General features: G+C 43.3%; 29 protein-coding genes (1 of these 29 cut by a window edge). 1 reads left to right on the top strand and 28 read right to left on the bottom strand.

Annotation, left to right across the window (positions count from 1 at the left end):
* Window positions 1-2 precede the first annotated feature (2 nt).
* From K6V21_RS09045 to K6V21_RS08965, 17 genes are all read right to left on the bottom strand, one after another.
* Window positions 3-893, bottom strand: coding sequence for a hypothetical protein (locus K6V21_RS09045; RefSeq protein ID WP_224321547.1), 891 nt, complete (start codon window positions 891-893; stop codon window positions 3-5).
* 134 nt (window positions 894-1,027) lie between these two features.
* Window positions 1,028-1,627: a hypothetical protein gene (locus K6V21_RS09040; protein ID WP_118424663.1), complete on the bottom strand. Its 600-nt coding sequence runs from the start codon at window positions 1,625-1,627 to the stop codon at window positions 1,028-1,030.
* 11 nt (window positions 1,628-1,638) lie between these two features.
* Entirely contained in the window at window positions 1,639-2,874 is a 1,236-nt protein-coding gene (locus K6V21_RS09035; protein WP_224321546.1) for a hypothetical protein, read from the bottom strand.
* 19 nt (window positions 2,875-2,893) lie between these two features.
* Window positions 2,894-4,021, bottom strand: a complete 1,128-nt coding sequence (locus K6V21_RS09030) for a Clp protease ClpP (protein WP_224321545.1) — start codon at window positions 4,019-4,021, stop codon at window positions 2,894-2,896.
* Window positions 4,022-4,143: 122 nt separating this feature from the next.
* A complete protein-coding gene (locus K6V21_RS09025; protein ID WP_224321544.1) occupies window positions 4,144-4,461 on the bottom strand; it encodes a hypothetical protein in 318 nt (105 codons plus the stop codon).
* The gene (locus K6V21_RS09020; RefSeq protein ID WP_224321543.1) at window positions 4,445-4,624 is read right to left on the bottom strand and encodes a hypothetical protein; all 180 of its coding nucleotides are present in this window, start codon (window positions 4,622-4,624) and stop codon (window positions 4,445-4,447) included. The genes K6V21_RS09025 and K6V21_RS09020 overlap by 17 nt, the downstream gene beginning before the upstream one ends.
* Window positions 4,605-5,189 (bottom strand): hypothetical protein, encoded by a 585-nt coding sequence (locus tag K6V21_RS09015; RefSeq protein WP_073314394.1) that lies wholly within the window; start codon window positions 5,187-5,189, stop codon window positions 4,605-4,607. The genes K6V21_RS09020 and K6V21_RS09015 overlap by 20 nt, the downstream gene beginning before the upstream one ends.
* Before the next feature lie 603 nt (window positions 5,190-5,792).
* Window positions 5,793-6,122: a hypothetical protein gene (locus tag K6V21_RS09010; protein WP_224321542.1), complete on the bottom strand. Its 330-nt coding sequence runs from the start codon at window positions 6,120-6,122 to the stop codon at window positions 5,793-5,795.
* 59 nt (window positions 6,123-6,181) lie between these two features.
* Window positions 6,182-6,502 (bottom strand): hypothetical protein, encoded by a 321-nt coding sequence (locus K6V21_RS09005; protein WP_224321541.1) that lies wholly within the window; start codon window positions 6,500-6,502, stop codon window positions 6,182-6,184.
* Complete coding sequence (locus K6V21_RS09000; protein ID WP_224321540.1) at window positions 6,502-9,543, bottom strand: CHC2 zinc finger domain-containing protein; 3,042 nt, start codon at window positions 9,541-9,543, stop codon at window positions 6,502-6,504. Before K6V21_RS09000 ends, K6V21_RS09005 begins: the two co-directional genes overlap by 1 nt.
* Window positions 9,544-9,601: 58 nt before the next feature.
* Complete coding sequence (locus K6V21_RS08995; RefSeq protein ID WP_224321539.1) at window positions 9,602-9,943, bottom strand: hypothetical protein; 342 nt, start codon at window positions 9,941-9,943, stop codon at window positions 9,602-9,604.
* 129 nt (window positions 9,944-10,072) lie between these two features.
* Window positions 10,073-10,294, bottom strand: coding sequence for a hypothetical protein (locus K6V21_RS08990; RefSeq protein ID WP_224321538.1), 222 nt, complete (start codon window positions 10,292-10,294; stop codon window positions 10,073-10,075).
* Window positions 10,295-10,497: 203 nt separating this feature from the next.
* On the bottom strand, window positions 10,498-11,526 hold the full coding sequence (locus tag K6V21_RS08985; RefSeq protein WP_224321537.1) for a hypothetical protein: 1,029 nt from the start codon (window positions 11,524-11,526) through the stop codon (window positions 10,498-10,500).
* Between the two features lie 19 nt (window positions 11,527-11,545).
* Window positions 11,546-11,740, bottom strand: coding sequence for a hypothetical protein (locus tag K6V21_RS08980; protein WP_224321536.1), 195 nt, complete (start codon window positions 11,738-11,740; stop codon window positions 11,546-11,548).
* Between the two features lie 22 nt (window positions 11,741-11,762).
* Window positions 11,763-12,041 carry a hypothetical protein gene (locus tag K6V21_RS08975; protein WP_224321535.1) on the bottom strand — a complete coding sequence of 93 codons (279 nt, stop codon included), beginning with the start codon at window positions 12,039-12,041 and terminating at the stop codon, window positions 11,763-11,765.
* A 44-nt stretch (window positions 12,042-12,085) separates the two neighbouring features.
* Window positions 12,086-12,436, bottom strand: coding sequence for a response regulator transcription factor (locus K6V21_RS08970; RefSeq protein WP_224321534.1), 351 nt, complete (start codon window positions 12,434-12,436; stop codon window positions 12,086-12,088).
* A 1-nt stretch (window position 12,437) separates the two neighbouring features.
* Complete coding sequence (locus K6V21_RS08965) at window positions 12,438-12,710, bottom strand: hypothetical protein (protein WP_224321533.1); 273 nt, start codon at window positions 12,708-12,710, stop codon at window positions 12,438-12,440.
* Window positions 12,711-12,768: 58 nt separating this feature from the next.
* On the opposite strand from K6V21_RS08965, the gene K6V21_RS08960 reads away from it, so the two are divergent.
* The gene (locus K6V21_RS08960; RefSeq protein WP_224321532.1) at window positions 12,769-13,221 is read left to right on the top strand and encodes a hypothetical protein; all 453 of its coding nucleotides are present in this window, start codon (window positions 12,769-12,771) and stop codon (window positions 13,219-13,221) included.
* Window positions 13,222-13,470: 249 nt separating this feature from the next.
* Here K6V21_RS08960 and K6V21_RS08955 read toward each other — a convergent pair whose 3' ends face one another.
* The 11 genes from K6V21_RS08955 to K6V21_RS08905 all read right to left on the bottom strand — a co-directional run.
* Window positions 13,471-14,295 (bottom strand): hypothetical protein, encoded by an 825-nt coding sequence (locus tag K6V21_RS08955; RefSeq protein WP_224321531.1) that lies wholly within the window; start codon window positions 14,293-14,295, stop codon window positions 13,471-13,473.
* Between the two features lie 11 nt (window positions 14,296-14,306).
* Window positions 14,307-14,675 (bottom strand): GntR family transcriptional regulator, encoded by a 369-nt coding sequence (locus tag K6V21_RS08950; protein ID WP_007209418.1) that lies wholly within the window; start codon window positions 14,673-14,675, stop codon window positions 14,307-14,309.
* 2 nt (window positions 14,676-14,677) lie between these two features.
* Window positions 14,678-15,514: a hypothetical protein gene (locus K6V21_RS08945; RefSeq protein ID WP_217714657.1), complete on the bottom strand. Its 837-nt coding sequence runs from the start codon at window positions 15,512-15,514 to the stop codon at window positions 14,678-14,680.
* Window positions 15,511-16,365 carry an ATP-binding cassette domain-containing protein gene (locus K6V21_RS08940; RefSeq protein ID WP_195538488.1) on the bottom strand — a complete coding sequence of 285 codons (855 nt, stop codon included), beginning with the start codon at window positions 16,363-16,365 and terminating at the stop codon, window positions 15,511-15,513. Before K6V21_RS08940 ends, K6V21_RS08945 begins: the two co-directional genes overlap by 4 nt.
* Before the next feature lie 229 nt (window positions 16,366-16,594).
* Complete coding sequence (locus K6V21_RS08935) at window positions 16,595-18,040, bottom strand: tetratricopeptide repeat protein (RefSeq protein WP_217714659.1); 1,446 nt, start codon at window positions 18,038-18,040, stop codon at window positions 16,595-16,597.
* 5 nt (window positions 18,041-18,045) lie between these two features.
* Complete coding sequence (locus tag K6V21_RS08930; protein ID WP_224321530.1) at window positions 18,046-18,996, bottom strand: PstS family phosphate ABC transporter substrate-binding protein; 951 nt, start codon at window positions 18,994-18,996, stop codon at window positions 18,046-18,048.
* A 13-nt stretch (window positions 18,997-19,009) separates the two neighbouring features.
* Entirely contained in the window at window positions 19,010-19,825 is an 816-nt protein-coding gene (locus tag K6V21_RS08925) for an energy transducer TonB (RefSeq protein WP_195538491.1), read from the bottom strand.
* A gap of 26 nt (window positions 19,826-19,851) precedes the next feature.
* The gene (locus tag K6V21_RS08920; protein ID WP_195538493.1) at window positions 19,852-20,508 is read right to left on the bottom strand and encodes an ExbD/TolR family protein; all 657 of its coding nucleotides are present in this window, start codon (window positions 20,506-20,508) and stop codon (window positions 19,852-19,854) included.
* A gap of 12 nt (window positions 20,509-20,520) precedes the next feature.
* The gene (locus K6V21_RS08915) at window positions 20,521-21,126 is read right to left on the bottom strand and encodes an ExbD/TolR family protein (protein ID WP_195538492.1); all 606 of its coding nucleotides are present in this window, start codon (window positions 21,124-21,126) and stop codon (window positions 20,521-20,523) included.
* A 31-nt stretch (window positions 21,127-21,157) separates the two neighbouring features.
* Window positions 21,158-21,970, bottom strand: a complete 813-nt coding sequence (locus tag K6V21_RS08910) for a MotA/TolQ/ExbB proton channel family protein (RefSeq protein ID WP_007667673.1) — start codon at window positions 21,968-21,970, stop codon at window positions 21,158-21,160.
* Window positions 21,971-22,173: 203 nt separating this feature from the next.
* Window positions 22,174-22,417 carry the 3' portion of a hypothetical protein gene (locus K6V21_RS08905; protein ID WP_044265594.1) on the bottom strand. Its footprint extends 206 nt past the window's final position, so the window shows 244 of its 450 coding nt (coding positions 207-450); its start codon lies off the right edge, out of view; the stop codon is at window positions 22,174-22,176.

Raw genomic sequence — 22,417 nt, 5'->3', positions numbered from 1 at the left:
CATTATTGCAGCTCGGCCAGTCTATACTCTATTTTCTCTACCAATGCCTCCTGATCAGCCACCTTCTTCTCGTATCTCACACGTTTGGGGCAGTCCGGAAGCGGGTTTTCCTTGCCGTCTTTAGGTTTGCTCTCTGAAGAATACAGCAACATGTTTTTTGCCTTGGTAATCTTACTCTTGGCATTGGATTTCGCTTTCTTCAGTTCTTCGACGGAAAGGGAACTGATATCAGTCTGTTCATCTTCCTTTTCCGGCTTCTCTTCAGCAACATCCACTTTTTTATAAAGCTCGTCCAGCTGCTCATCAGTCGGCAACTCCTTTTTCTGCTCATATTGCTGTTTGATGGCAGCCAGCAATGTCATGCGGTTGGAGAGGAAGGCTATACGGGTAACAATATCCTTGCGCTGTGCACATACAGCCGCTGTATTGGTCTCACCCTGTTCGGAGAGTAACCGGTGCAGCCGTGAACGTTCATTGTAGCAATCCCGGAAATCATAGATAATTTTGGCAATGACAGGCGGATAAGCGGGCTGTTCATCCGTTTCACGTGCCAGTTCTTTTTCCGCAATGGTAACGATAGCCGCCGCCGTTTCTTCCGGAACTGTCTCAGAACGTCCGTCATTACCCGGTACCGCATCATCCGCCAGGTCCACATCCTCAAAGCGCGGATCATCCGGATGGTACCAGACTTTAATCATCTGCCGGATTTCATATTCCAGCTTCTCGCGGGTATGCGGCTTTTCGCCTAATTTAGCCAGTTTGGATGATACGATTGTCTTGTAACCTGATTTAGCAAGGATAGCCACACCAGTATTGTATTCTCTCTTAGCAGAGTTCAGCCAGGCGATACCTTCTCTGCGGGCTACGATATAAGCATTTGTAATTTCAGCCATGATTCTTGATATTAACGTTATACAAAGGTGTTGCGAATTTTATTGCTGTGATAGGACAAAACAAAATGTCCGCCTTCCGGAAAAACTCCGGAGACGGACATAAACAAGCAACTAACCAAACGAAGAAACAAAAATCAACCTCCAGGTGCGTTCTTTACAGTGAGAATGTCTTCCGCATCACCTTCATACACACATTTACGCGGTGCAGTGAAAGTATAATGAAGTGTGTTCTGATTACGCGCAGTAGAGTTTGCCCCGGTGGTAGAACCATCTCCGGAGGCACGCATAGCACCGCGGCGTTTGTCACCCATCAGGTAGTTCGTGCCGTTGTTGTCGGTCACGATAAAGAACATCTTGCGGCCTTTGGTCGCATTCTCAAAACCGAATATCTTCTTCCGCATCTTGGCCGAAATGATATTCAAGTCCATCAGGAACGATTCACCACCGGTTTCTCCCTGATCCGTAATCTTGAACTCAGCCAGTTCGTCAGTGATATCCATCTTATAGGCCCGGCAACCTTCTTTCATAACAAGATCACCGACCAGTGCACCGGCGGCCTCCAGTGAAAGCGGATCATCCGTCTTTTTCGGGTAGTCCGGCCATGTCGCCACATCTGCATGATAACCGAAGATAACGGACGGTATGATACCGCCCATATTATCCTGGTTCTCGCAGTCCATTGCCTCGTTGATATCATCAAGGGCAATACATAATTTAGGATCTACTTCTGCCATAGTCACAGGATTTATTCAGATTTAACAACGTATGTACCCGTCACTTTCTCTACTGCACCCGCAGCAGGAGTTTTCTTCTGCACGGCAGGAGTGGTATATCCGGCGGCCTCCAGGAACTCGACGGTATATTCCTTACCACCGGGAACCGCTACATACGTACCGGAATCACGCCAAGCCTCTTCACCCTGAATGCGCCATTTGCCACCGTTGGCCTTCGCTTCATCCGGTGCAATTGTGACCTCGATATATCCGAATGGATTGGTCCCTTCAGGATCCACCGGACGGTCATTGACGCAGAACTCCGATTTATGCACCGATACGAACTGGAAGCCAATCACGTACTTGCCCGCAGCATCGAACGTATAAGGATTGCCGGAATTGAACGGCTTGATAGACTTGAAATCGCTCTCTTTGTCAAATCCGTAGCAAATGTTATTTTTAGTACTCAGCATGATAAACTGGCTACCATCGGGAAGATTTGGAACACGTACCAGCTCACAACGGTTGTTGGAACCGAGCAGGTGTTGTGTATCGGAAGTATCTTCTTTTAATCCGATAACGATAGTACCTTCATCTTTGCGCCAGTCATCATACATGTCGCCCAAATCGTCGGAAATGAACATCTTGATGTTCTTCTTGCGCTTGAAGGTACGCGGCATGTGACGCCACATCTCCAGCAACTTTTCGCCAATGTTGGCACGAGTCAGCTCACCGGTGGCATATACGTTGCCTTCAGCACTGGAGATATCTCCGACTGCCTCGCCTTCGGTAACAATGGTACCGATACCGTCGAAAGAGTCCTGAATGTCCGTCTTGTTCTCATCAGCGCTGTATTTCGCTGTGAAAAGAGCAAACAGCAAATCATTGGATGCCAGTTCATGGCCGTGGTTGATCAGCCACAACTCGAAGGGATGTTCTTTGCGGAGCGTACCGGGTACCTCAGCAATGTAGGTGCGGCGGTAACGTTCCGGCTCATCGGACATCTCCATCACGACGGGACGAACGACCAGACGACGCGGAACAATCTTACCCAGATACTTGCCGGCTGTAAACTTGCCGGTGTACTTGCTGGAGATGCTGCCGCCTTCTACCTTGCCCAATTCAAGGGAATCGGTAATACCCGGTACCGGAGTGAAATGTTTCAATACCTCCGAAGCGTCGAGCTTATCGACCGCCTTCAGGATGTCTCTGTGTTTTTTTACCGCGGTCAGAACCGTGGTAATGTCAATAGGTGCTTTAAAATCCATAAATAGAATAGTTTAGATGTTATTCATTCTCATAACTGTTGATCGGATCCGTAGCGATATCGGCAAATTTGCTGTCCTCGTTCGATTCCTGATGACTGGCGGTTGCCGTTCCGGGAATCTTGGCCACGATATTGCGGATAACCTGTACCTTAGTCTTGTTGTCGGCCGCATTCCTGACGCTATCGCTCAGGCTATCGAGGTCGTTGACAACTGCCGTCAGATTGTTTTCGGCCGTCTGTCTGGCTGTATTGGCGGCTGTCAGATCGCTTTCAGCTTTGGTTTTCGCTTCATTGGCTACCTTGATGGCGTTATTGATGGCCTGCAAGTTCTCTACGGTAAGCGATATCTTACCGTCTTTTTCCTCAATGCCTTCACAATTGAGGATCTGATTAATGAAAGTAAATTCTTTACGCATGGAAATAACTGTATTTGAATTAGAAATGTCTTCAGAGGTATTATTGGCAGGAAACAGGCTTTTGATACCGTCAATGATTTGGGAAACAAGGTTTCTGTCATTTCCTTTGGGTTGCGTTTCCGATTCGGAAGCATTGAGTACCGGCAACGGTAAACCATTGGCGGTAAAACAGTCCGTTATCTCATCGGTCACTTGCGGCTTCTTATGGGTACCGGGAATAATCTTGTCTATGAATCCCCAGTCCTTGGCTTCTGCGGCAGGCATCCAGCGTTCTTCTTCCATAAGGGTGATAACGTCCTTCAGACTCTTGCCGCTGCGGTTGATGTACTTCTGTGCGATCATCAGGTCAATAGCCTCGGCACTCTTCTTTTTGTTCTGCAACTCCTTGATGGTGTCTTCGAGCTGATCCGCGTTGAGCTGTCCCCAAATGTCCACGCCCAGGCTGCACTTATGAGCCAGCCACATGCCATCTTCGTGCATCTCAATGGACTTGGCACCGAACGCCAGTATAGTAGCTGCCGAAGCGTTGAAGCTGATAAACTCCACCGTCACGTTGCCATGATCGGCCATCAGGCTTGACATGGCGATAGCTTCAGCCACATCACCGCCCGGACTGGAAACCTTCAGACGTACCGGCTGCCCTTTTGCTTTGTCCAAAAAGTATTTCAGGTAGTTCTTGTTATACCAGAAGCGATCAATCGCTCCAAAAAGTGTGATAACTGTTTCGTTCATATAACTTTTTTGCGCAAAGAAAAATGCAAAAAAAGCGGTGCCCAAGGACACAGGGCACCGCCGGACGGCAGATAAATCTATAATTTAAAGCCTGTTACACATAAACAGCAGAAGTCATGCAGCTACATTTCTTCTATATTTTCAATGAAGATGGTGGGTTCATCCTGGATACAGGTGAATGTAAAAGACGTGCCGTTCCGTTCTGAAACCGAACGCCCGCTTGTTTTGTTCGTGGCAAACAACATTAACGCGTCTTCTTGCCCGCACCAATGGACCTGGCCGTTGCCGTCCACCGCCAATACATACCACAAGCCACGCTCCAGAGTCTCCATCAGCTGATGATTCACTGAGGAAAGTTTCGGAATCACCCCTTCAACCGACACATTCCAGCAATCCCCCGCATCATTTACCTCCTTGTCCTCATTATATATAAGTGTCATTGGCATACACCGGAATGGAAATAATGTTCTCCCGGTTGCGAAGCTCCAGGTAGTTCAGACCACCGGCATAATCCTTACGGATCCGCAAAAACGAAGTCGGGGAAACGGCAATCACCTGCAACAGTCCTCCGATGTTTTCAAAATCATAATTTATCACTTTCATACGCTAATCTTCCTTGCTGGGAAATTGTCCCAAACTCGGACAACTTCCCCAATATTATACGGTTAATAAAATCAAAAATAGTAGTATTCTCCACTGTCTTCCGATATCCGTGTCGGTTATACTCCCTGCGGATGGTGTCATAAGACCAGGTGTCTTCAGTAAATCCGAACTTCGTCTGGAAATTGCGGATAGCGGCTGATAATGGAAGTCCCATACTCACATGGGTATCAAGATAGAGGAACAATATCTGTTTGATCCGCCGTTCAATCTTGGTACCGAACGCCACCACTTCAGTATTTGACATCGACCAGCCATAGCGGTAGAAGTCATCACGACGTATCTCTACCGCCACATTGGCCGTATAGCGGTAGAGGTTACGGTATTTGTTCTCGTAGCGTCCGGGCTTGGACAGCCGGGAAAGGAAATCGTTCTGCAACTCCTTGTCGGAAGACAGGTTAACGATTTCAGTCCAGGTATCATCAGGCGTATTGAAATTATGCAAAAGGAACTGCTTAACATATGGTTTGCAAGGCAGCCAACAGACAAATCGGTCTTTCTTTATCATTTAAAGTGTTGATTTTTACACAAATATACTAAATACCGAGCATATAACCAAGTCCTTGCACGGATATAGTATAAAATTCGTGCGGCAGTACTTTTGTACATGTACACATTTATACACACCTGTATATCAATAGATTACACCCGCACAAAAATCGTACATTCCCGCACTAATTCTTCCGTTTGCGTACTTTTCGGCCTTTTTCCCGAAAAAGTACAATTCGTGCGCTATTTGTGCGCAATTCGTGCGGATTTTGTGCGCCTGTAATTTGTTGCATATCAAATTGATATAAGAAAACAACAGTACTTCTGCACGAATGCACGATTTTTTTTCTGTTTTTTAAGGTAGTCTCTTTTTAAAAGAAGAATAAAAAAAAGAATAATATACCCCCTCCGGCAGTTCCCACGACTGTCGCTCATGCACGTTTGTCCAAATCGTTATTGTAATGGGTTGGGGGAAAGGGGGAAGGGGCAAAAGAAAGAAAAGATAGCATCCGACTGTACTCACGTACCGCCGGATGCAGGCAAACACTCAATATGTACTTTTAAGAATACTCCGTGTTATGTTTTCCCGGAATGACCGGTAATCATCAAAAGAATACTCCTGTTATGGAAGGTCCTCCGGATAGAATACTCTGCAAATGAACTCGTACTCACGGGGAATTGAACGGACTCCTACAACTACACACAGGCCCCGTGCAGCCATTTCATATAAACGTTGGTTAGTGAGTACGGCCCCACGAAAATTATAATTACTACAGAAAACGAAATAGGCCGTTGCCAGGTCTATACTGAAGATATCATTCGATATGATTTTTGCCGCATCTGAAGGAATGCGGGCAAAGCCAAGCCGTACTACCAGGCGACTCAACAGCTGCTTGCGTTCGACCGGATCCGGTGAAACGACCACCAATATTTTATGCTCTTTTTTTAGCATGATTTCTTGCGTAATTCATTGAAAATATGTATCTTTACATCGTAGTAAATTGGCATAATCTACTCCTTTTCCCGTCTCGGAGTGAAGCGATTTACAGAGGGGCTAAAGCCCGTTGTCCGTCTCACGTACTCCACATCATCCGACAACTCCAACTGTCCTGTATGCACATCGTATGGTTGTTCCGCAATGAGTATTTTCACGATATCCTGAAACAGCTTCAGGTCTTTTTCCTGACAACGATCTGAAATACGGAACTGTTCACCTTCCGGCAAGTCAATACACATCAGATATACTGCATCATAGAACGCCATGAAACGCTCAGGTGCCATCTCATAGAGAGGCATAAGCCGGGCTATAATATCGGAATGTGTATCGTTCATCAGAATGCAAGCTTATTAGTTGATGCTTCAGGAAGATCACTCTGCGGTGCCAGTTCGCCAGCTGCTTTTCCTATGGTAAAGTATTCAATCCCTCCGGATTTGTCATCTATAACCGGCTTTCCGTCTTTATCCAGGAAGAGGGGCAAACCGCTTTTTGCGTCATACTTATGCGGATTGAATACCCAGCCTTTCCATTCGCAATATTTCTTCAGTTTGTCTTTAAATGCCGTAGCACTGATAAACTTGCGTTGCTGCGGATCATAGTTACAGAAATTGTCGTAAATCTCCTTACGGGGAGTACGGCGGTGGTTTTCTTCGCTACTAAAATATTCATCCGCCCAGGATATAAGAGTTTCGCCAATTTCCTGTCTGAGCTTACGTTGCTGCAAGCGTTCGCCCGGTGCCTGTACAACTCCAAATTTCAAGTAAAGCTGTATGCAGTTGGCCAACATGTTCCAAGTCAGGTTCCACTGCGTGAAGTCCCATTCGGAAAAGAATAACACCCCGAAATCATCCATAGGCTTATGCTGGTCGTTATAGAAATCAGAAAAGGCTATCAGCCATTGCCGGTCAGTATAACTGGAACCCGTACCACGGATAGCATGGTTCGTTGGAATATATACTTTAGGAGACTTTGCGAAAGGATAGGTGATACGTGCGCCTCCTTTCTTGTTTACAGTCCAGTCACCGGTAAGGTTAGGAAACAGAAACTCAAAATTGAAATTCTGCATGACATCATCAATAAACACCAGACGGGTCTGTTCATCAATATCATTCCAAATGAAACTGTCATTGAAGATATCCGTCCGTTTTCCGGATATATAGACTGTATCAACTACCTGGCGCATTAATTCGCCAACAAGCGATTTACCGCTACGGCCGTTACTGTCGCCCACTTCCGACTGCTTGCCGTCCATGCCAATAACGGCACGTGTCACGTTCGCGTCCTTGCACTCCATCAGCATATAGCCAATAGCACACATTTTACTGAGCAAGTGGAGGTTGTTTTCATAAAGTTCGTCTTCTTCAATCTCTTCAGTTTTTTTTCTCCAGGTAAAATTACTGGTATTGATCAGGAATTGCAGATAATGACATTTCTTTCCTTCCAGAGAGAGTTCATAATCATATTTGCCGGCTTTTTCTCTGAAGGCAATGAGGGGATGCCCGAGGTATTTGGCATCGGTGTTTTTCCGCTGTTCTTCCCATATCTGGTGAGTAATACTTTCGTAGCCCACTTCTTTGACTTCATGTTGTGTGATATGCCAGCAGCGGTCACGGAAATAGAAGTATTGTTCATCACGGGACGGGGATATAAAATTGGGTTGGATAAAAGCAAGCCTTGACATCTGAAATGGTCCGACATATTGCGAGCCTCCCTTGAGTAACTGATTATTGACGAAGCGGCTGCAATTCTGTTCGGCAAAGGCGAACATGAAATCGCGTGCATCTTCTACGTCAATAGTCCGGACTACTGGCGGATCCAGATGAATGTAGGTCCACAACTTCGTATCGAGCAAACGATATCGCCCGATCCCCCGGTTTTGAAAAAAGGTTTTGGCGGCCACATAGTCGTATTCAAACACCGGTATTCTGTTACCGTTCGTTTCCTTAAAATCTTCATTCCAGAATTTTTCATCTTCATCATAGGGTAGTGCGGATACCACCCTGCCGCTTTCGTCAAACTTATAGGCATACCGGCCAAAGATAAACTCCGGAAGTTCCTGTAAAACTTCGCGGTGTTGCTCGGCAAATTTTTCGTGGCTATGCAGATTCCATAACTCACGTATTTTCTGATCGTTCCATGCCGTAATTTTAAATATTTCTACATACTTGCCGATTCCGGATTTCTCATTGCAGGCAAATTCCAGATCCTTGGCAAGTTCTTCTTCATGGCCGCTCAGTTTGTTTGCCAACAGATCATCCAATCCCTTGTCACCTTCATCGTTTTTATTGATGTGGCCAATGAATATTTCCACCATGATGCCGCGGTTCTTCAGCATCCGCATATATTCTTTGAAATTTCGGGCAGCGGCGAAGAAACACCGCGGACGTGTATCAACAGGAGTATTAAACTTTATATTGTTGGACAGATCATTCCAGTCCGAATCAAAGATGAAGGCCACTTCCTTGACCCCGCAAACGGTGATAATCTTGACGAGATCTTCCGGCAATGCCCCTTTCTGCCCCAGGTTCTGAATACCGCTAACCGCTATTGAGGGAATACCGTGTTTGCAAGCCTTCTCCGCTTTTTTTTCCCCTTCCTGGATGTAGAGTCTCGGAAATTGCTCTTTCTTTTTGTACATCTGCCTCATGCGTTCCGGAATGTATATGGGCGTACCGCTGCCGGCAGGAGATTTGTATTTGAACGGTTTCCCTTCCTTGTCCCGATGTTCGTCCGGGAACTGCCAGCGGACCCGATAATACACCTTGGGTTCCTGCTTGCCACGTCCCGGTAATTTGCGCATATAGGTAACCGGCATACCGTCCAGATCATAGTATTCTATAATGACATCATCCCCATCAACGATATTACCATATTCATCAATGGTTCCCGGACGGAAAGTTTTTGCCTCAAAAATACTCTGTGTATCTCCTTTTTTAAAGATATGTGCCGTCACATCTTGATAGGTCAGTCCGCTACCGGCAAGCATACGGGCGCAGAATGTATCAATGCTTTCTCCTTTGGCCTCCTTGCTTTGTTTCTTCATTTTAGCAGGCTTGGCTGGCTTTTTCTCCGGTTTTGGATCAAGCAGTACATTGAACTTGCGTGCCAGGTGGTCGAGGGCTTCCAGAAATTGCATATCTTCCGCCCTCTGCAAATAGTCCAGCGGTTCCTTACCCTTTATATCCGGGCAACTGAAGCATTTGAAAATCTGTTTGGCCGGAGAAATATGTAGCTTCTCCTGTCCGTGGCATTTGGGACATTCGCACTTATATTCAGCGCCCCGTTTCCGTAGTTCGTGAAAGTCACCGATAATATCAAGGAGCTTCCCTTTGGAAGCTTCCTTGATCCGTTTTATATCATCTTTAGTAAAGTACATAAGAGTTTTATATGTTGCCGCTACGAATTACACTGTTTTTAGGATTAAGTGATAGGACTTAAATTTTGCCAAGAAACAGCATATACGTATCGAGTTCATTTTTCAGCCGGGCATTCTCATTTCTGAGTTGCTCAATGGTATTGTTCCGGCAGGAAACAGCCTGGTGTAGCCGGCTGATTTCTTGCGAATAATCAATTTGTTTCTCACTCCTTTCTATCTTCTTCAGTAGCTGCTGTTTCACCTTGCCGATTTCCTGTTCCAGGTAAGCATTCCGCTTCAGCACACTTTTGATTTGCCTCTCCAGATACAGGGTGCGCTGTTGCTCTCTGTGATAATCTTTGAGCAGGTATTTGAATAAGATCTCGATAGGGATATCGAGTGCAAGATTGTCTTCTGCCATAATTGCCCTATATATAAAAGTTAATCACCTATTAGCTGCTTAATCGTATAATTTTGTTTCCCTTTGAATTTAGAGAAATAATTCAGGAACACCCGAAGTTAAATCCCAAAGCCGGTATTCCTCAAACATTCATAAATCTTCTTCAATAAAAGTGTTGGTCGTATTTATAACTCCTGCTGAATCAATAGTTTGACCATCACGAATAAATATTTTATCATACATCAAGGCTTTATAGTTAGACTCCGTCATGTAGAATACACATACACGCCCATCGGCATACAATTTGCATTTCATAAATCCAGTACCTTCCACTGAACCTATTACATCTATTTGCATTGTTCTTTTTCCCATTTGTTATACGTTAAATGTAAGTCACTTTTTTATCCGTAGTGGCAATTTTGAGCACCTTGTATTCAGTCAATGGGGACGCTTTTTTTTGTAGTTTAGCACATCGTTTATCAGCATCCCTCTTTGTTGTAGGTTGGCACATTGTTTCCACGTGCCAACCTCGAAAATAACGTGCTATAACATACTGCTTTTTCATATATGATTTATTATACTTTTGAAAAAGAAAACAACTCAGTTCCATTTGAAATTTGTGTGCTAAAAGCTATCTTTTTTGCATTGCAATATTTAGCCAACTTGTATTTGAAAACTGTATATGAGACATATTTACGTCTCGCATTATCCTCTTTATAGAATAGTTCATATAGCTTTCTTCTGGAGATGGTCTGATTTAGATATGAAGGATTTGAAAAATAGTTGTCTGCCCAAGAAGTAAAATCCATCCCTATTTCGACTTCTATTTTACTTTCCCATAGAATTTCCTGGGTTAACACAGGTCCATAATTCAAATAAAGTTGTACGCAGTCAGCGATCAACATATAAGCATACTTCCAGTCTTCGATATCCCAGTCTGTGAAGAAACATTTTCCGAAATCATCAATGGGGCTATGGCTGGCATTGTAATAATCAGAAAAGGGAAGTTCCCATTTCCTATAATCGACACTAACTCCTTTGCCAGCTATCTCCGAGAAAGTTGTGATAACTATTTTGGGAGAATATGAATAAGGGATCATATCTACTTGTTTTCCTTTTCTATTGATCACCCAGTCTCCATTAATACATGGAAATAACCAATCAAATTCAAAGTTTTCCGGTAGATCATCAAGCACAACGAGTTTGGTCTGTGAGGATAGGTCATTCCAAATAAAAGCATTATTTATATCGATGAATCTACCAGTTATGTGTTCTGCTTGAATGAACTTGGCTATGAAATTCACAAATAAGGTTTTCCCACTCCGTCCGGGTTCTTTGTTCATGTAATCGGTTGCAATGACTGCACGCGAAACATCCGGTCTCTTTTTCTGAAAAATCAAGTACCCAATAGCACAAAGTTTGCTCAATAGGATAGAGGCTTCTTGCCGTTTGTCTTCTTCAGTGATTTCTTCCGGTATTTTGCGCCAAGTGAAGTTACTGGTATTAATCAAGAACTGGAGGAACTGGCATTTTTTACCTTCTTGAGTTAGTTCATAATGACAGACATTATCTGTTTTGTGAAATTGAATTAATGATGTAGTCATGATATTTTCAATAATTTTATTAGGAATTTATTAACTCATATCCCTTGTTAGTTGGACGATAAACAACATCTCCGAATGGTCCAGCCGATTTTGTCAATAAACCGTTTTCTACCATTTTGTCTAATTCATCGGATGGTTTGCTATAACCACCCCATCCTTTTTTGCAGATATGTTCTAAATGAATAAACTGCATCTTGCTTAATTTTATATCCATTTGATTCATTGTTAATTAGTTATTAGTTATTCTTTGAAATCCAATTATCAGTATCACAGTAAAAGCAATATCCGCTTTTAGGATGTTCCGCACCGTCTTTAGCTCCACAAGTTCCACAATAATACTCCTTGTCATATTCCGGGGAAAGACCTTTATTTCGTTCTTTAATGACGGCTTTTCTTTCTTCAAGCATCATCATTTTATCGGGATTACGGCTCAAATAAAATTTTCTGACTTTATGTATTTGCTTTTCAAACAGTTCGTCAGATTCAGCTATTTGCTTTGCTGTATATTTGCTCATATTTCTTTAGTTATTAACTTATCACCCATGTATTAAAGAAATAATTAAGCTACTTCTTTCAAGCGCACCAACTCCTCCGTTTTTACTTTCCGTCCTCGACTACGACAATAGGAACCATCTGAAATAAAATCATTAAAGATTATCAAAACAACCAAAGCCACTGCACCAATGGCACGCTTTAAAGGTGATAGCTCAAAGCTAATGTTGAAGTGCGTGCAAAACCACCATGCAGACAGCTCATTTATCTTACCGATATGAAGTTTTTGATATATCTTACGAAGAATATTATCCACGGTATAGCGAGAAATACCAAGATCATCAGCAACTTCTTTTTGGGAAGCCCCCCAAGCTATACGTTCCGCGATTTGTATTTCTCTATTCGACAATGCAGCCATATCATCGTATATTTTGATCTTCAGGAACAATCTCCCAAATATCAACCACTCCATATCTCTGGAGAATGTCAGTGATTACTTCATACTTCGACATAGTGATATCCACAATACCACTATTAAGTAAGTGCGAAAAGTAAGTGTAACGTGTAATGCCTAATGCATGCATCAAGTTCTTGCGAACTTCATCTTTCTGGGCTATAGTCACTTGACGATAGCCTTTTTTAAAGTAATAGCGTTTTTTCGCTATTGCAGGGGTTTCGATTTCTTTGTACATTTGTTTCGTGTGATTTAAAATACAATGCAAATATGAACAATATATAGTTTAAAAACAAATGAAATGTGAATTATATATAGTTCGATTAACTTTTATTATGGGTACAAAACAAAAATCATCGGCTGTTCGAGATAGATTAATTGCTCTTTGCGAGGCATTAGAGCTATCACGACGTGAGTTTTCCATCAGCATAGGCCGTACATCAACCTATGTGACAAGTCTAAACAATGATATAACTTCAGGCGTATTGAATGATATATTAATCATATATCCTCAAGTCAATATTATGTGGCTTATCACTGGAAAAGGAGAAAAGTTCATAACTCCTGAACCTACAGACGCCCTTTTTCAGCATTTAAAAGAAGAAAATAAAGAATTAAAAATAAGAAATGAAGAATTAAATCGCGAAATAGGTAAACTTCAAGAACAGATCAAAGAAATTAAAAAACATGTCCCCGAGAAAGACAATGTAATATGTGCCATTGCAAGCGGATCAGATTTGGGAAAATAGAATATATTATATCCAAATATTAGATGATTGTACCAAATAAAAAAGAGCAGTAAAAATCACATTACGAGATTTATCCTCGGACAGATTTCGGACAAATACCCTATAAAAACAACTGAATCAGAAAGCGTATTAGATTGATATTCAGATATGCCGAATAATGTAAGTTTACATATAAGGTCGGATCTCCGCAACTAAATAAAAAAGACCGTTTTTCAACGGTCTTTTTTCGTATCCTGACAATACCTATTGTTATTTCACAACTACTGTTGCAGCTTCTTTCAACTTTATATCCAATGAAGCGTCTTTAGATTGAGGCATCCAAACTACCTGGCGACATTCGCCATTTTCCAAAGTACATTTTTGATAACCATGAGCATATAGATATTCCGTATCAACATGGAAAGAACTTGCATTCACATTCCAACTCCGTATCCCGTTCAGATGAAGATACAAATTATCCGCTTTGCCAGTATTAAACAACCACGCACCATTCTGGACTGTTAGAGCTCTAAAATTACAGTCATTTATGGTAGCATAATCTTGCACCATCAAAGACAATGAATCGCGGGTTAACCCTTCAACAGTCATTTTTTGAGCTTCAAGACTGGTCTGTAAGAACTGAACATGATCCGGCAGAGCTATAGTCATCTCTTCGGAGCGCAAATTAAGCCAATACAGATCCTGATATTTCTTTTCAAGCTTATCATTAGGAAAATCAAATACGATACGTAATGTATCTCCAACTGAGTTCATCGTCATGAATTCATCCATACCGGAAGCATAAGTGAAAGTTCCCCGTCCAGCTTCGGCAGGAGTAATTTTCAAAGGAAGCCCTCCAAATGCCGGCATTCTTATTCCCTTCTCTTCGCCCTCGCCGGTAGTGATGATATTTCTAACCGCCACCATCTGTATAACTTTGCATTCCGGCAGTTGAACCGCCTTCTTTTCTCCTTTAATATCCAGGAAAATATTATCCCAACCTGTAACTTGCATAGAGGCGTAGAATATGCCAGCGCACACCACAACCAATCCGGTAAGCAACATTCCAAATATTATATAAGTTGTTCGTTTCATAATCTTCTTCTTTATTTTTGTTTCTTACTAAATTCTCTGTACATAGCAGACATGTCCTCCGCCGAAATACCGAGGGTATACATCTGCTTGAAGAAATAATCAACTTCTTCTTTGAGAAAATACTCTTTACGCAATGAAAGGATTAACGCGCGAGCACCGGAAGCGACAAAATAACCGATACCACGTTTGTTATAGATAACTTCCTGCGATTGCAGATAATCGTATGAACGCATCACTGTATTGGCGTTCACCTCTACCACAGCTGCATATTCTCTGACGGATGGTATGCGTTCCTCTTCCCGATATTGCCCGAGAAGTACCTCGTCACAAATGCGATCTGCTATTTGAAGATAGATGGCTTTACTTTCTTTAAAATTCATACTTACCAGCGGTTAATGATTTCAGACTCTTTGAAACGGAAATAAGCAACTACCCAGTTAAAGACGGCCATTGCGAAAAAGATTACCGTAGATGAGAGTGTCATCGTTTCATCCGATACGGTCTGATTTACTCCACCACCGCGACCTTCAAATAGCATTTTCGCTAATACTGAGCCTATCGCTATATAAACTATAGCAATCACAACAATAGCTGAAAAAGTCTTCACAAATGAATTCTTTGGCCAAATGGAGCTACCCAAAACAAACAGGGACTGTGCAAAGAAATAAGCACTTACTCCCAACATGAAATAATTGCAATCATCAAAAACCGTCCAGAATTGTTCTTTTCCTACCAGATGGGAAAGCGGAGTAGAAGCAATAATGCCTTTCAACTCGGGATAACTAATCATATAAACTGTTACACGTGTCCAGTCCGCCAGTTTGAAAGCTATTAGAAATACGATAAGGAAACCGAAGGTAAATACCAGCCAACGTGAGAAAAACTTTTCGAACATTGTGGCAGGAATCATCAACATAGCTATCCGACTCGTTTTAGTCTTCATGCGCTCCATTATAAACGAAGCACTCAAAAGCCCCATAATAACAAGTGCCCAGACGAAAGCTCCTAACTCGAAATTCCAGATAGGATCCTGAGTTATCCCTCTATTAATCAGACCTTCCGGATAATTATATTGAAAATATCCGTTCCATACGAAAGCAATCGCCATTATACCGTACATCATTACGAAGCGGAGCAAATTTGCCTTCCAACTCTCCACCATTTCTTTGCGACATAAGTTCACAAAACGGGGTGCACTAAAAAAGGTATCGCGTATCATTGTTCATTCTGTTTAGGGTGAAACATTCCTTTTATTTTCTCAGGGTCCGTAAGCGCAGCACCGAACAACAATTCAAGATTGATCTCCGACTCTTCATCATCCGTATTCGGCAACATCAGGAAATTACCCTGTATGGAAGGAAGCGTGTATATTGCTGCTTCTGCCAATTCGCGGTCATCGCTTTCAACGAAAAGAAACTTACTACAGATGTTGGCAGTGGATGCGTCGAGCAACACATGACTGTTATCCATAATCACCACATGATCCAGTATCTTATCAATATCCCGCACCTGGTGGGTAGAGATAATAATGGTTCTGTCGTCCGACATGCCCGAAGCTATAAATTTACGGAACTGGCTCTTACCCGGAATATCAAGACCATTGGTCGGTTCGTCCATAATCAGCAGTGAGGTGTGGGTAGCCAATGCAAAGCTCATAAAGACTTTCTTCTTCTGCCCCATAGACAAGGCTCCCAGATCAATATCCTGCTCCATTTCGAAGTAATGCAGGTATTTCACCATGTCCTCCTTACTGAAACGGGGATAGAACTGGCTGTTCAACTCCACGTAGCTGACTAAAGATATAGGAGGTAATTCAAATTCTTCGGGAACCAGGAACATGTCCTGTAGTGTGATAGGCAACCGACGGCGTACATCGGTATCATGGTACATTATTTTCCCACTCTTGGGAGTAAGCAAACCGCTCATCAGATAAAGCAGTGTAGATTTGCCGGCACCGTTCTTTCCCAGTAACCCGTATACCCTACCCTTCTCTAACGAGAGCGAAAAATCGTGCAGGACTTCTTTTTTACCCCGACGATAACTGAACGAAATGTTTTCTACCTGTAGCATACTTATATGTTTTTATAGGTGGCAAGGAAACAAGATACAAGGAGAAGGCCTTGTCAACTGGTATCTGATACCTTGTTAACCCCAATATTAGTGTATTAGTTTATTAGTACACCGCAAAGGTAGATAATCTTTTTAATAATCCAAGCGTTTACAGAAAAAAACATAAAAAAAGGAGGAGCTAAGAATCACTCTCCACTCCTCCCGACACGACAAACAACTAAAATTGTTGCTATTTGATGCCTTCCAACGCCTTTTTGGCAGTAGCATTGGCGGGGTCTATAGCCAGAATTTTATTCCAGAACTCTTTCGAAGCAGGATAGTCGCTCTTCAACAGATAGTAGTAGCCCAGATAACTGTAGCACTCTATCAACGCAGAGTTATACTTCGGTTCGTTTTTACTCAGCAGCATGTCCATTACCTTTTCATAATAAGGTTTCGCCAACCCGTCAGTAGTTTCGGGGTCCATAGCAGAATGGGTTCGGGCACGCCACATTTCTCCCAGATAACTGTCAGGAGCTTGTTCGGAAACAAGTGCGAACACAGAGTCAGCAGACTGCAACGCCAGTTTACGGTCGGCAGGCTGCACGGCGAGCGAATCCGAAGATGTGCCCTGTCCGTAATAAAGACGTCCTAACTGGAATAATGTTTCAGGAGTCTTCTTGTCTTTAGCTAATGCATCGTAATATTTGCGGTAAGCCGCAATAGCCTCTGCATAATTATTGTTCATTTCATGGGCATCGGATATTTCACGCCACAAGTCCACTTGTGTATTATCCTTATCCAATGCTTTGCCATATTCTATAATAGCTTTATCATATTTCTTCAATGCACTCAGTAAAGCGCCATAATAGCGGTAATCCAAATAAGAATAGTCTGCACGGTCCGAAGCATTGAAAAAAGCATCAGCAGCCTTCTCGGCATCTTCATAGCGTTTCAGGTCCGTATTGTTATACATGACAAGGCGGTTGAAGGCAGCGTGGCGTGCATTCTTCTGCAACCCCTTCTGTGCAACCTGCAATGATTTCTCAAAATCATGATTCAGGAACAGGGCAAAAGCATATTTCAGCATATCATCTTCCGTAGCAAGAGGCGTGTCGATGAATTTCGCATACATCTCGGCAGCTTTGCCAAAACGGTTGCCGGAATAATATACCTCAGCCAGTTCCCTGTCAGCTTCCAGACAGTTCGGATCTACAGCTTTGAGCTGCTCCAACTTTTCAATGGCCTGTGTAGGACTGGCAGACTTATAAGCCTGCGCATACTTCAGGTAGGCTTCCTTGCAATTCGGATCAAAATAGATGGCTTGCTCATAAAGTTGGCAAGCTTGTCCAATATTCTTTTGTGCAAGGGCAATATCCCCCTCCAATACAGACACCTTGGGATCCTTGTTATTGGCTTTCTTTGCCATAGCCAGATATTCCTGAGCTTCGGTGATCTTTCCGGCGTCCAGATAAACATGGGCTACGGAAGTCACAAGATCCACATTCTTTTTATTCTTCCCTTTCAGCAACTCCCCAGCCTCCTCGGAAGCTTGTGCGGGATTGGACTGAATCAAGGTTTTTACTTTATCTACCCCAGCCTGCCATTCGGGTACAGGCGTTTGTGCGGAAAGTGTGCCGGCCAACAGCAACGCTCCCATACTAAGAACTAACATCGTTTTCATAATAGCACTCATTTTAGTTATTTATCTTTTATATTCACCACCCGTACCTGTTGGGTAGCGGGTACTAATCCCGACTTTAAAATAATCCGCTGTCCCCGGTCGGAAGCGAGGAAGGAGGCAAATCCCCACGGAAGCGCGCTCCGCGGATCGTTTAACAGGGCATAGATGCTGCGTGCCAACGGATAATCACCGTAAAACAAATATGCCTGATAGGGTTTGAAACTGTTTTCCGGCGTCGCCTTGTCGGCAGCGCTGACGGACATCACACGTACTTCTTTGCTGAAGGAGAGCCCTGTGCTGTCATTACGGTCGCTCAGCCAATTCACGCCGATAATACCGATAGCATCAGGAGTCTTTGACACAAAGTCGATGACCTCTCTGTTGGTTTTCAATGCTTTCACCTGGTCCGATAACGGAGCACCCTTACAAATGGAATCTACCGCAAAACGCACGGTACTGGAGTTTTTGTTATCAAATACCAGGCAGATATCCTTCAGCCGGGATGCCGGATAAATCTCCTTCCATTGTGTAACCTTTCCCGTCAGGATGCTGCGAATTTCGTTCACGGTGATCAACGTATCAGGATTCTCCCTGTTCGTAATCAACGCTAGCCCATCCGTAGCAATCTTTATCTCCTGCGGGAAGAACTTCCGGCTATTGAAAGAGTTCACCTCCTCCGGTGTCAGCCTGCGACTGGTTATAGCCAACCGCAGACTGTCCTTGAGCAATAGATTGACGGCTTCCACTTCCGTCACATAACGGGGCACAATTCCTGCCAGAGGAAACAGTCCTTCAAATACATCCACCTCTTCCTGTACGATAGGCTGGAAACTTTCGTCCGCAGCAATTGCTATCACACCCGAAGTGTACGTATCCGTCAGCCCATCCTTAGGCTTACTTTGGCAGGCAGACACTGCAAGCAGCATCACTGCCAAACTCAAAAGTTGAAGTTGTTTCACCGTTTTCATGACACACACATTATTATTGTAACCTAAACACTACCGGAATTGTATACTTCACCGATACAGCTTTACCATTCTGTTTACCGGGAATCCACTTAGGCATGGACATAATCACACGGACAGCTTCTTTGTCCAAGTAAGGGTCTACACCTCTCAGCACATTCACATCACGCACACGACCATCCGCACCTACTACAAACTGGCAAGTCACACGTCCCTGCGTTCCGTTTTCCTGGGCAATAGTCGGATACTTCATATTCTTGCTGATGAACTGCATCATCTCAGCCTGCCCACCAGGGAACTGAGGCATCTGTTCTACCATATCGAAAACCTTTTCAGGTTCCGGTTCAGCTTGGGTAACCACTTGTTTCAGGTCGGCAATATCCTTACCATGCTCTTCGTCGTTACCTTTCACGTCAGCGATAGAAATAGTCACCTTCGTTTCCGCCAGTTCATGCTGGCTCTTTATTTCATCCTCATCTCTCACTTCCTCGTCCTTCTTGATGACGGGAGCCGTGAATTTGATAGAGCTCTTCAGTGCAGGAGGCGGGGGAGCAACGGGCTCCACTCTTTTCATTTCTTCCTGCTTAATTTCCGGTTCTTCCAATTGAGACAAGGTAGTCACCTCGGTCATCACTTCCTTCTGCTTCGGCGTAGCCATCTTTATCAAAGTAGGGATACTAAACCCTATCAATGCGATGACAATCACCAGTATCACAGCGATATTATGACGCTTCGGAGATTTCTCTCTTAACTGATAGGCACCGTATGCCTTATTCTTGCCACTGAATATCAGGTCACACCATTCCGAAGAACTTAAATCTACTTTAGCCATATTCTTACTTTTTTAGGTGTTACACATTATTCGGCAATGTTCTGCGACAATTCACCTTTGCTATCGTAGTTCTTTATCAGGAACTGGTCGGCTTCAGCGATGTCCGTAATCACATACTTACCTATATTACATATCTGCATTTCATCGAGTGCATCAATCAGATTCTTGTACGAAGCGTCATCGGTGGCTTTGATAATCACGGTCGGGGTATCCTTTCCACTCTTAATTTCCCCCACTTTCTTCGTAAACTCTTCTTCTGATATCTTAAGATTCAGTTTCTGCTGTTTCAGTTCGTTCACTTCATTTACAGCAGCTCTATTACGTTGCAAAAGCATTGCTCTCAGACCATCCGCCTTATAGGTTGTTTCCTTCAGCGAACTATAATCCTTATAGTTGGGCTCTCCATCGTAATAATACAATTTATCGTCACCTCCCAACAGCAATGTGATAGCCTGTGAAGCCTTCACTTTGGACTGCTGCTCTTCGGTAACATTCTTGTCATTGCTCGGCATGCTTATCTCCATTGTCTGAGGTTTGCTCAGTGAAGTACAAAGCATAAAGAAGGTAATCAGCAACATATTCATGTCCACCATCGGTGTAAAGTCCACCCTGACGGTCATTTTCTTCTGCTTATTTTTTCCGCCTTTATTCTTATTGCCGCTTTCTTGTATTTCAGCCATAATATTTCCTTTCTGTTAGTCTTCAGAAGTAGTCTTCAGAGAAGTAATCAGGTTATACCGGTTCTCTCTGAGGTCCTGAAGTGAGTTCATCACATTCTTGATTACGGAATAAGGAGTATTGGCATCCGCCTTGATGGCGATACGTAAATCTTTGTTCGCGGCACGGGCATTGCGTACCCAGGCTTTGAACTGATTATCGATACTGTCGGTAGGTATCCCCTCATTCTTTAACACAGCGTCTTGCTGATCCTGCGGCAAATCAAGGTACTTCTTCATACTCTTCATCGGTACCCCGAAAGTAGATACCAATGAGAATTTTTTAGTTTCCTCCGGAGTGAAAGTCACTCCATATTCTTGCCCCATTGCTTCCAGCACATCTTTCAAGTCAGACTGTTTGTCCAGACTCATAAATACTTTTCCCTCCGGATCGACCAATATTTGTAGGATATTCGTTTCCGGGATCTTAATCTCGGATACGGACCCCGGAGTGGTAACCTGTACCGGCTCTTTCTTCACGAACGTAGACGTCAACATGAAGAATGTCAGCAGCAATACAGTCACGTCACTCATCGCGGTCATGTCGATGAACGTACTTTTCTTTTTTATTTTCGCTCTACCCATAATTGTAGTATTTTAAAAGGGTTCGACCGATTTATTTATGCGTAGCTGCAAATGTCTGCACGATAGAGAAACCAACCTCGTCAAGGCTGTAAGTTAACTTATCAATCTTATTGGTATAATAGTTATAGGAGATAACGGCCAATGCACCGGTTAAGATACCGAAGGCAGTATTAATCAAAGCCTCGGAAATACCTTGTGACAATGCCATAGAGTCAGCAGAACCTCCGGCAGCCAGAGCGGCAAACGAACGGATCATACCGATAACCGTACCGAGCAATCCCATCAATGTACCCAGAGTAGTGATAGTACCGATAATAGGCAGGTTCTGTTCCATCATCGGCAGTTCCAATGCGGTAGCTTCTTCCAACTCTTTCTGGATGGCAAGTAACTTCTGGTCTTTAGCAAGAGTCGTATCATTCTCCATTTCAGCATACTTCTTCAGAGTAGCATTTACTACATTGGCTACAGAGCCACGTTGATTGTCACAAAGTTCCTGAGCCTTCTTCATATCACCGGCAGCCAAAGCAGCTTTGATGTTAGCAACGAATTTAGCCAATGAACCTTTACCGAAAGCAGCACCAATAGCGATGTAGCGTTCAATACTCAGTGCAATAACGGTCAGCAAGAGAGTCTGAATAACCGGAACGATGAATCCACCTTTGTAGATAGTACCGAGGAAGTTCCCTGGCAGCGGATGGTTGTTCGGGTCATTGTTCATGAAGTTAGAGGGGTTTCCCAACACAAAGTGAAAAATAAGCACGGCAACGATAAAGCAAATTACGATTACCCAACCGGCGGACTTGATGCCTTTAAAAGAGGCGGATTTCTTTTGAATAGTTTCCATGATGAAAAAATTAAATGGGTTTGTATTAAATTGATTTTTAAAATTAAGCGCATGGATACAGTTCTCCCCTTCACAGCATAGACATGCCGCTAACGCCCGTATAACCTACCCCAAGACATAGGGTTGTAAAAGGTCACCTGCTTTCAGCCATATTTAGGGAAAGAAGTAAAGGGAAAAAAGGGAAAACTAAATAAAAAGGAAGTTTAAATCACAATCCGCCGCAAAGTATAGATGTAGTATTCACTACTGAAGGATGTGTAATGCGGGTCTTTATCTGAATAATACAATTTGGATTGGTCGTGTACCAACAAGTTGTGGTGAGAAGAAATCATCAAAAAGCCTCTCATTACAGACGCTGTTTCAATAGCTCTACGAAAACGATAAGGATTAAAAGAATATCTTTCAGAGATAGGTTTGCTTCCAAGTTCGGCATCCGTGGTCCACATA

Origin of the sequence: Bacteroides cellulosilyticus (genome assembly GCF_020091405.1) — a bacterium.
Lineage (GTDB): Bacteria > Bacteroidota > Bacteroidia > Bacteroidales > Bacteroidaceae > Bacteroides.
Note: the sequence above shows the minus strand (reverse complement) of the source record. Positions and strands in the feature narration are given on the sequence as shown.

What these genes read in the sequence shown, in the direction of transcription:
- K6V21_RS09025 (WP_224321544.1), bottom strand. Translation starts at nt 4,461, where the DNA reads ATGACACTTATATATAATGAGGACAAGGAGGTAAATGATGCGGGGGAT.
- K6V21_RS08960 (WP_224321532.1), top strand. Translation starts at nt 12,769, where the DNA reads ATGAAATGTGAATTATATATAGTTCGATTAACTTTTATTATGGGTACA.
- K6V21_RS08990 (WP_224321538.1), bottom strand. Translation starts at nt 10,294, where the DNA reads ATGGGAAAAAGAACAATGCAAATAGATGTAATAGGTTCAGTGGAAGGT.
- K6V21_RS08940 (WP_195538488.1), bottom strand. Translation starts at nt 16,365, where the DNA reads ATGCTACAGGTAGAAAACATTTCGTTCAGTTATCGTCGGGGTAAAAAA.
- K6V21_RS08970 (WP_224321534.1), bottom strand. Translation starts at nt 12,436, where the DNA reads ATGGCTGCATTGTCGAATAGAGAAATACAAATCGCGGAACGTATAGCT.
- K6V21_RS09010 (WP_224321542.1), bottom strand. Translation starts at nt 6,122, where the DNA reads ATGCTAAAAAAAGAGCATAAAATATTGGTGGTCGTTTCACCGGATCCG.
- K6V21_RS08985 (WP_224321537.1), bottom strand. Translation starts at nt 11,526, where the DNA reads ATGACTACATCATTAATTCAATTTCACAAAACAGATAATGTCTGTCAT.
- K6V21_RS09015 (WP_073314394.1), bottom strand. Translation starts at nt 5,189, where the DNA reads ATGATAAAGAAAGACCGATTTGTCTGTTGGCTGCCTTGCAAACCATAT.
- K6V21_RS09030 (WP_224321545.1), bottom strand. Translation starts at nt 4,021, where the DNA reads ATGAACGAAACAGTTATCACACTTTTTGGAGCGATTGATCGCTTCTGG.
- K6V21_RS08975 (WP_224321535.1), bottom strand. Translation starts at nt 12,041, where the DNA reads ATGAGCAAATATACAGCAAAGCAAATAGCTGAATCTGACGAACTGTTT.
- K6V21_RS08930 (WP_224321530.1), bottom strand. Translation starts at nt 18,996, where the DNA reads ATGAAAACGGTGAAACAACTTCAACTTTTGAGTTTGGCAGTGATGCTG.
- K6V21_RS08980 (WP_224321536.1), bottom strand. Translation starts at nt 11,740, where the DNA reads ATGGATATAAAATTAAGCAAGATGCAGTTTATTCATTTAGAACATATC.
- K6V21_RS09005 (WP_224321541.1), bottom strand. Translation starts at nt 6,502, where the DNA reads ATGAACGATACACATTCCGATATTATAGCCCGGCTTATGCCTCTCTAT.
- K6V21_RS08955 (WP_224321531.1), bottom strand. Translation starts at nt 14,295, where the DNA reads ATGAAACGAACAACTTATATAATATTTGGAATGTTGCTTACCGGATTG.
- K6V21_RS08945 (WP_217714657.1), bottom strand. Translation starts at nt 15,514, where the DNA reads ATGATACGCGATACCTTTTTTAGTGCACCCCGTTTTGTGAACTTATGT.
- K6V21_RS09000 (WP_224321540.1), bottom strand. Translation starts at nt 9,543, where the DNA reads ATGTACTTTACTAAAGATGATATAAAACGGATCAAGGAAGCTTCCAAA.
- K6V21_RS09045 (WP_224321547.1), bottom strand. Translation starts at nt 893, where the DNA reads ATGGCTGAAATTACAAATGCTTATATCGTAGCCCGCAGAGAAGGTATC.
- K6V21_RS08915 (WP_195538492.1), bottom strand. Translation starts at nt 21,126, where the DNA reads ATGGGTAGAGCGAAAATAAAAAAGAAAAGTACGTTCATCGACATGACC.
- K6V21_RS08925 (WP_195538491.1), bottom strand. Translation starts at nt 19,825, where the DNA reads ATGGCTAAAGTAGATTTAAGTTCTTCGGAATGGTGTGACCTGATATTC.
- K6V21_RS09040 (WP_118424663.1), bottom strand. Translation starts at nt 1,627, where the DNA reads ATGGCAGAAGTAGATCCTAAATTATGTATTGCCCTTGATGATATCAAC.
- K6V21_RS09035 (WP_224321546.1), bottom strand. Translation starts at nt 2,874, where the DNA reads ATGGATTTTAAAGCACCTATTGACATTACCACGGTTCTGACCGCGGTA.
- K6V21_RS09020 (WP_224321543.1), bottom strand. Translation starts at nt 4,624, where the DNA reads ATGAAAGTGATAAATTATGATTTTGAAAACATCGGAGGACTGTTGCAG.
- K6V21_RS08910 (WP_007667673.1), bottom strand. Translation starts at nt 21,970, where the DNA reads ATGGAAACTATTCAAAAGAAATCCGCCTCTTTTAAAGGCATCAAGTCC.
- K6V21_RS08950 (WP_007209418.1), bottom strand. Translation starts at nt 14,675, where the DNA reads ATGAATTTTAAAGAAAGTAAAGCCATCTATCTTCAAATAGCAGATCGC.
- K6V21_RS08935 (WP_217714659.1), bottom strand. Translation starts at nt 18,040, where the DNA reads ATGAGTGCTATTATGAAAACGATGTTAGTTCTTAGTATGGGAGCGTTG.
- K6V21_RS08995 (WP_224321539.1), bottom strand. Translation starts at nt 9,943, where the DNA reads ATGGCAGAAGACAATCTTGCACTCGATATCCCTATCGAGATCTTATTC.
- K6V21_RS08965 (WP_224321533.1), bottom strand. Translation starts at nt 12,710, where the DNA reads ATGTACAAAGAAATCGAAACCCCTGCAATAGCGAAAAAACGCTATTAC.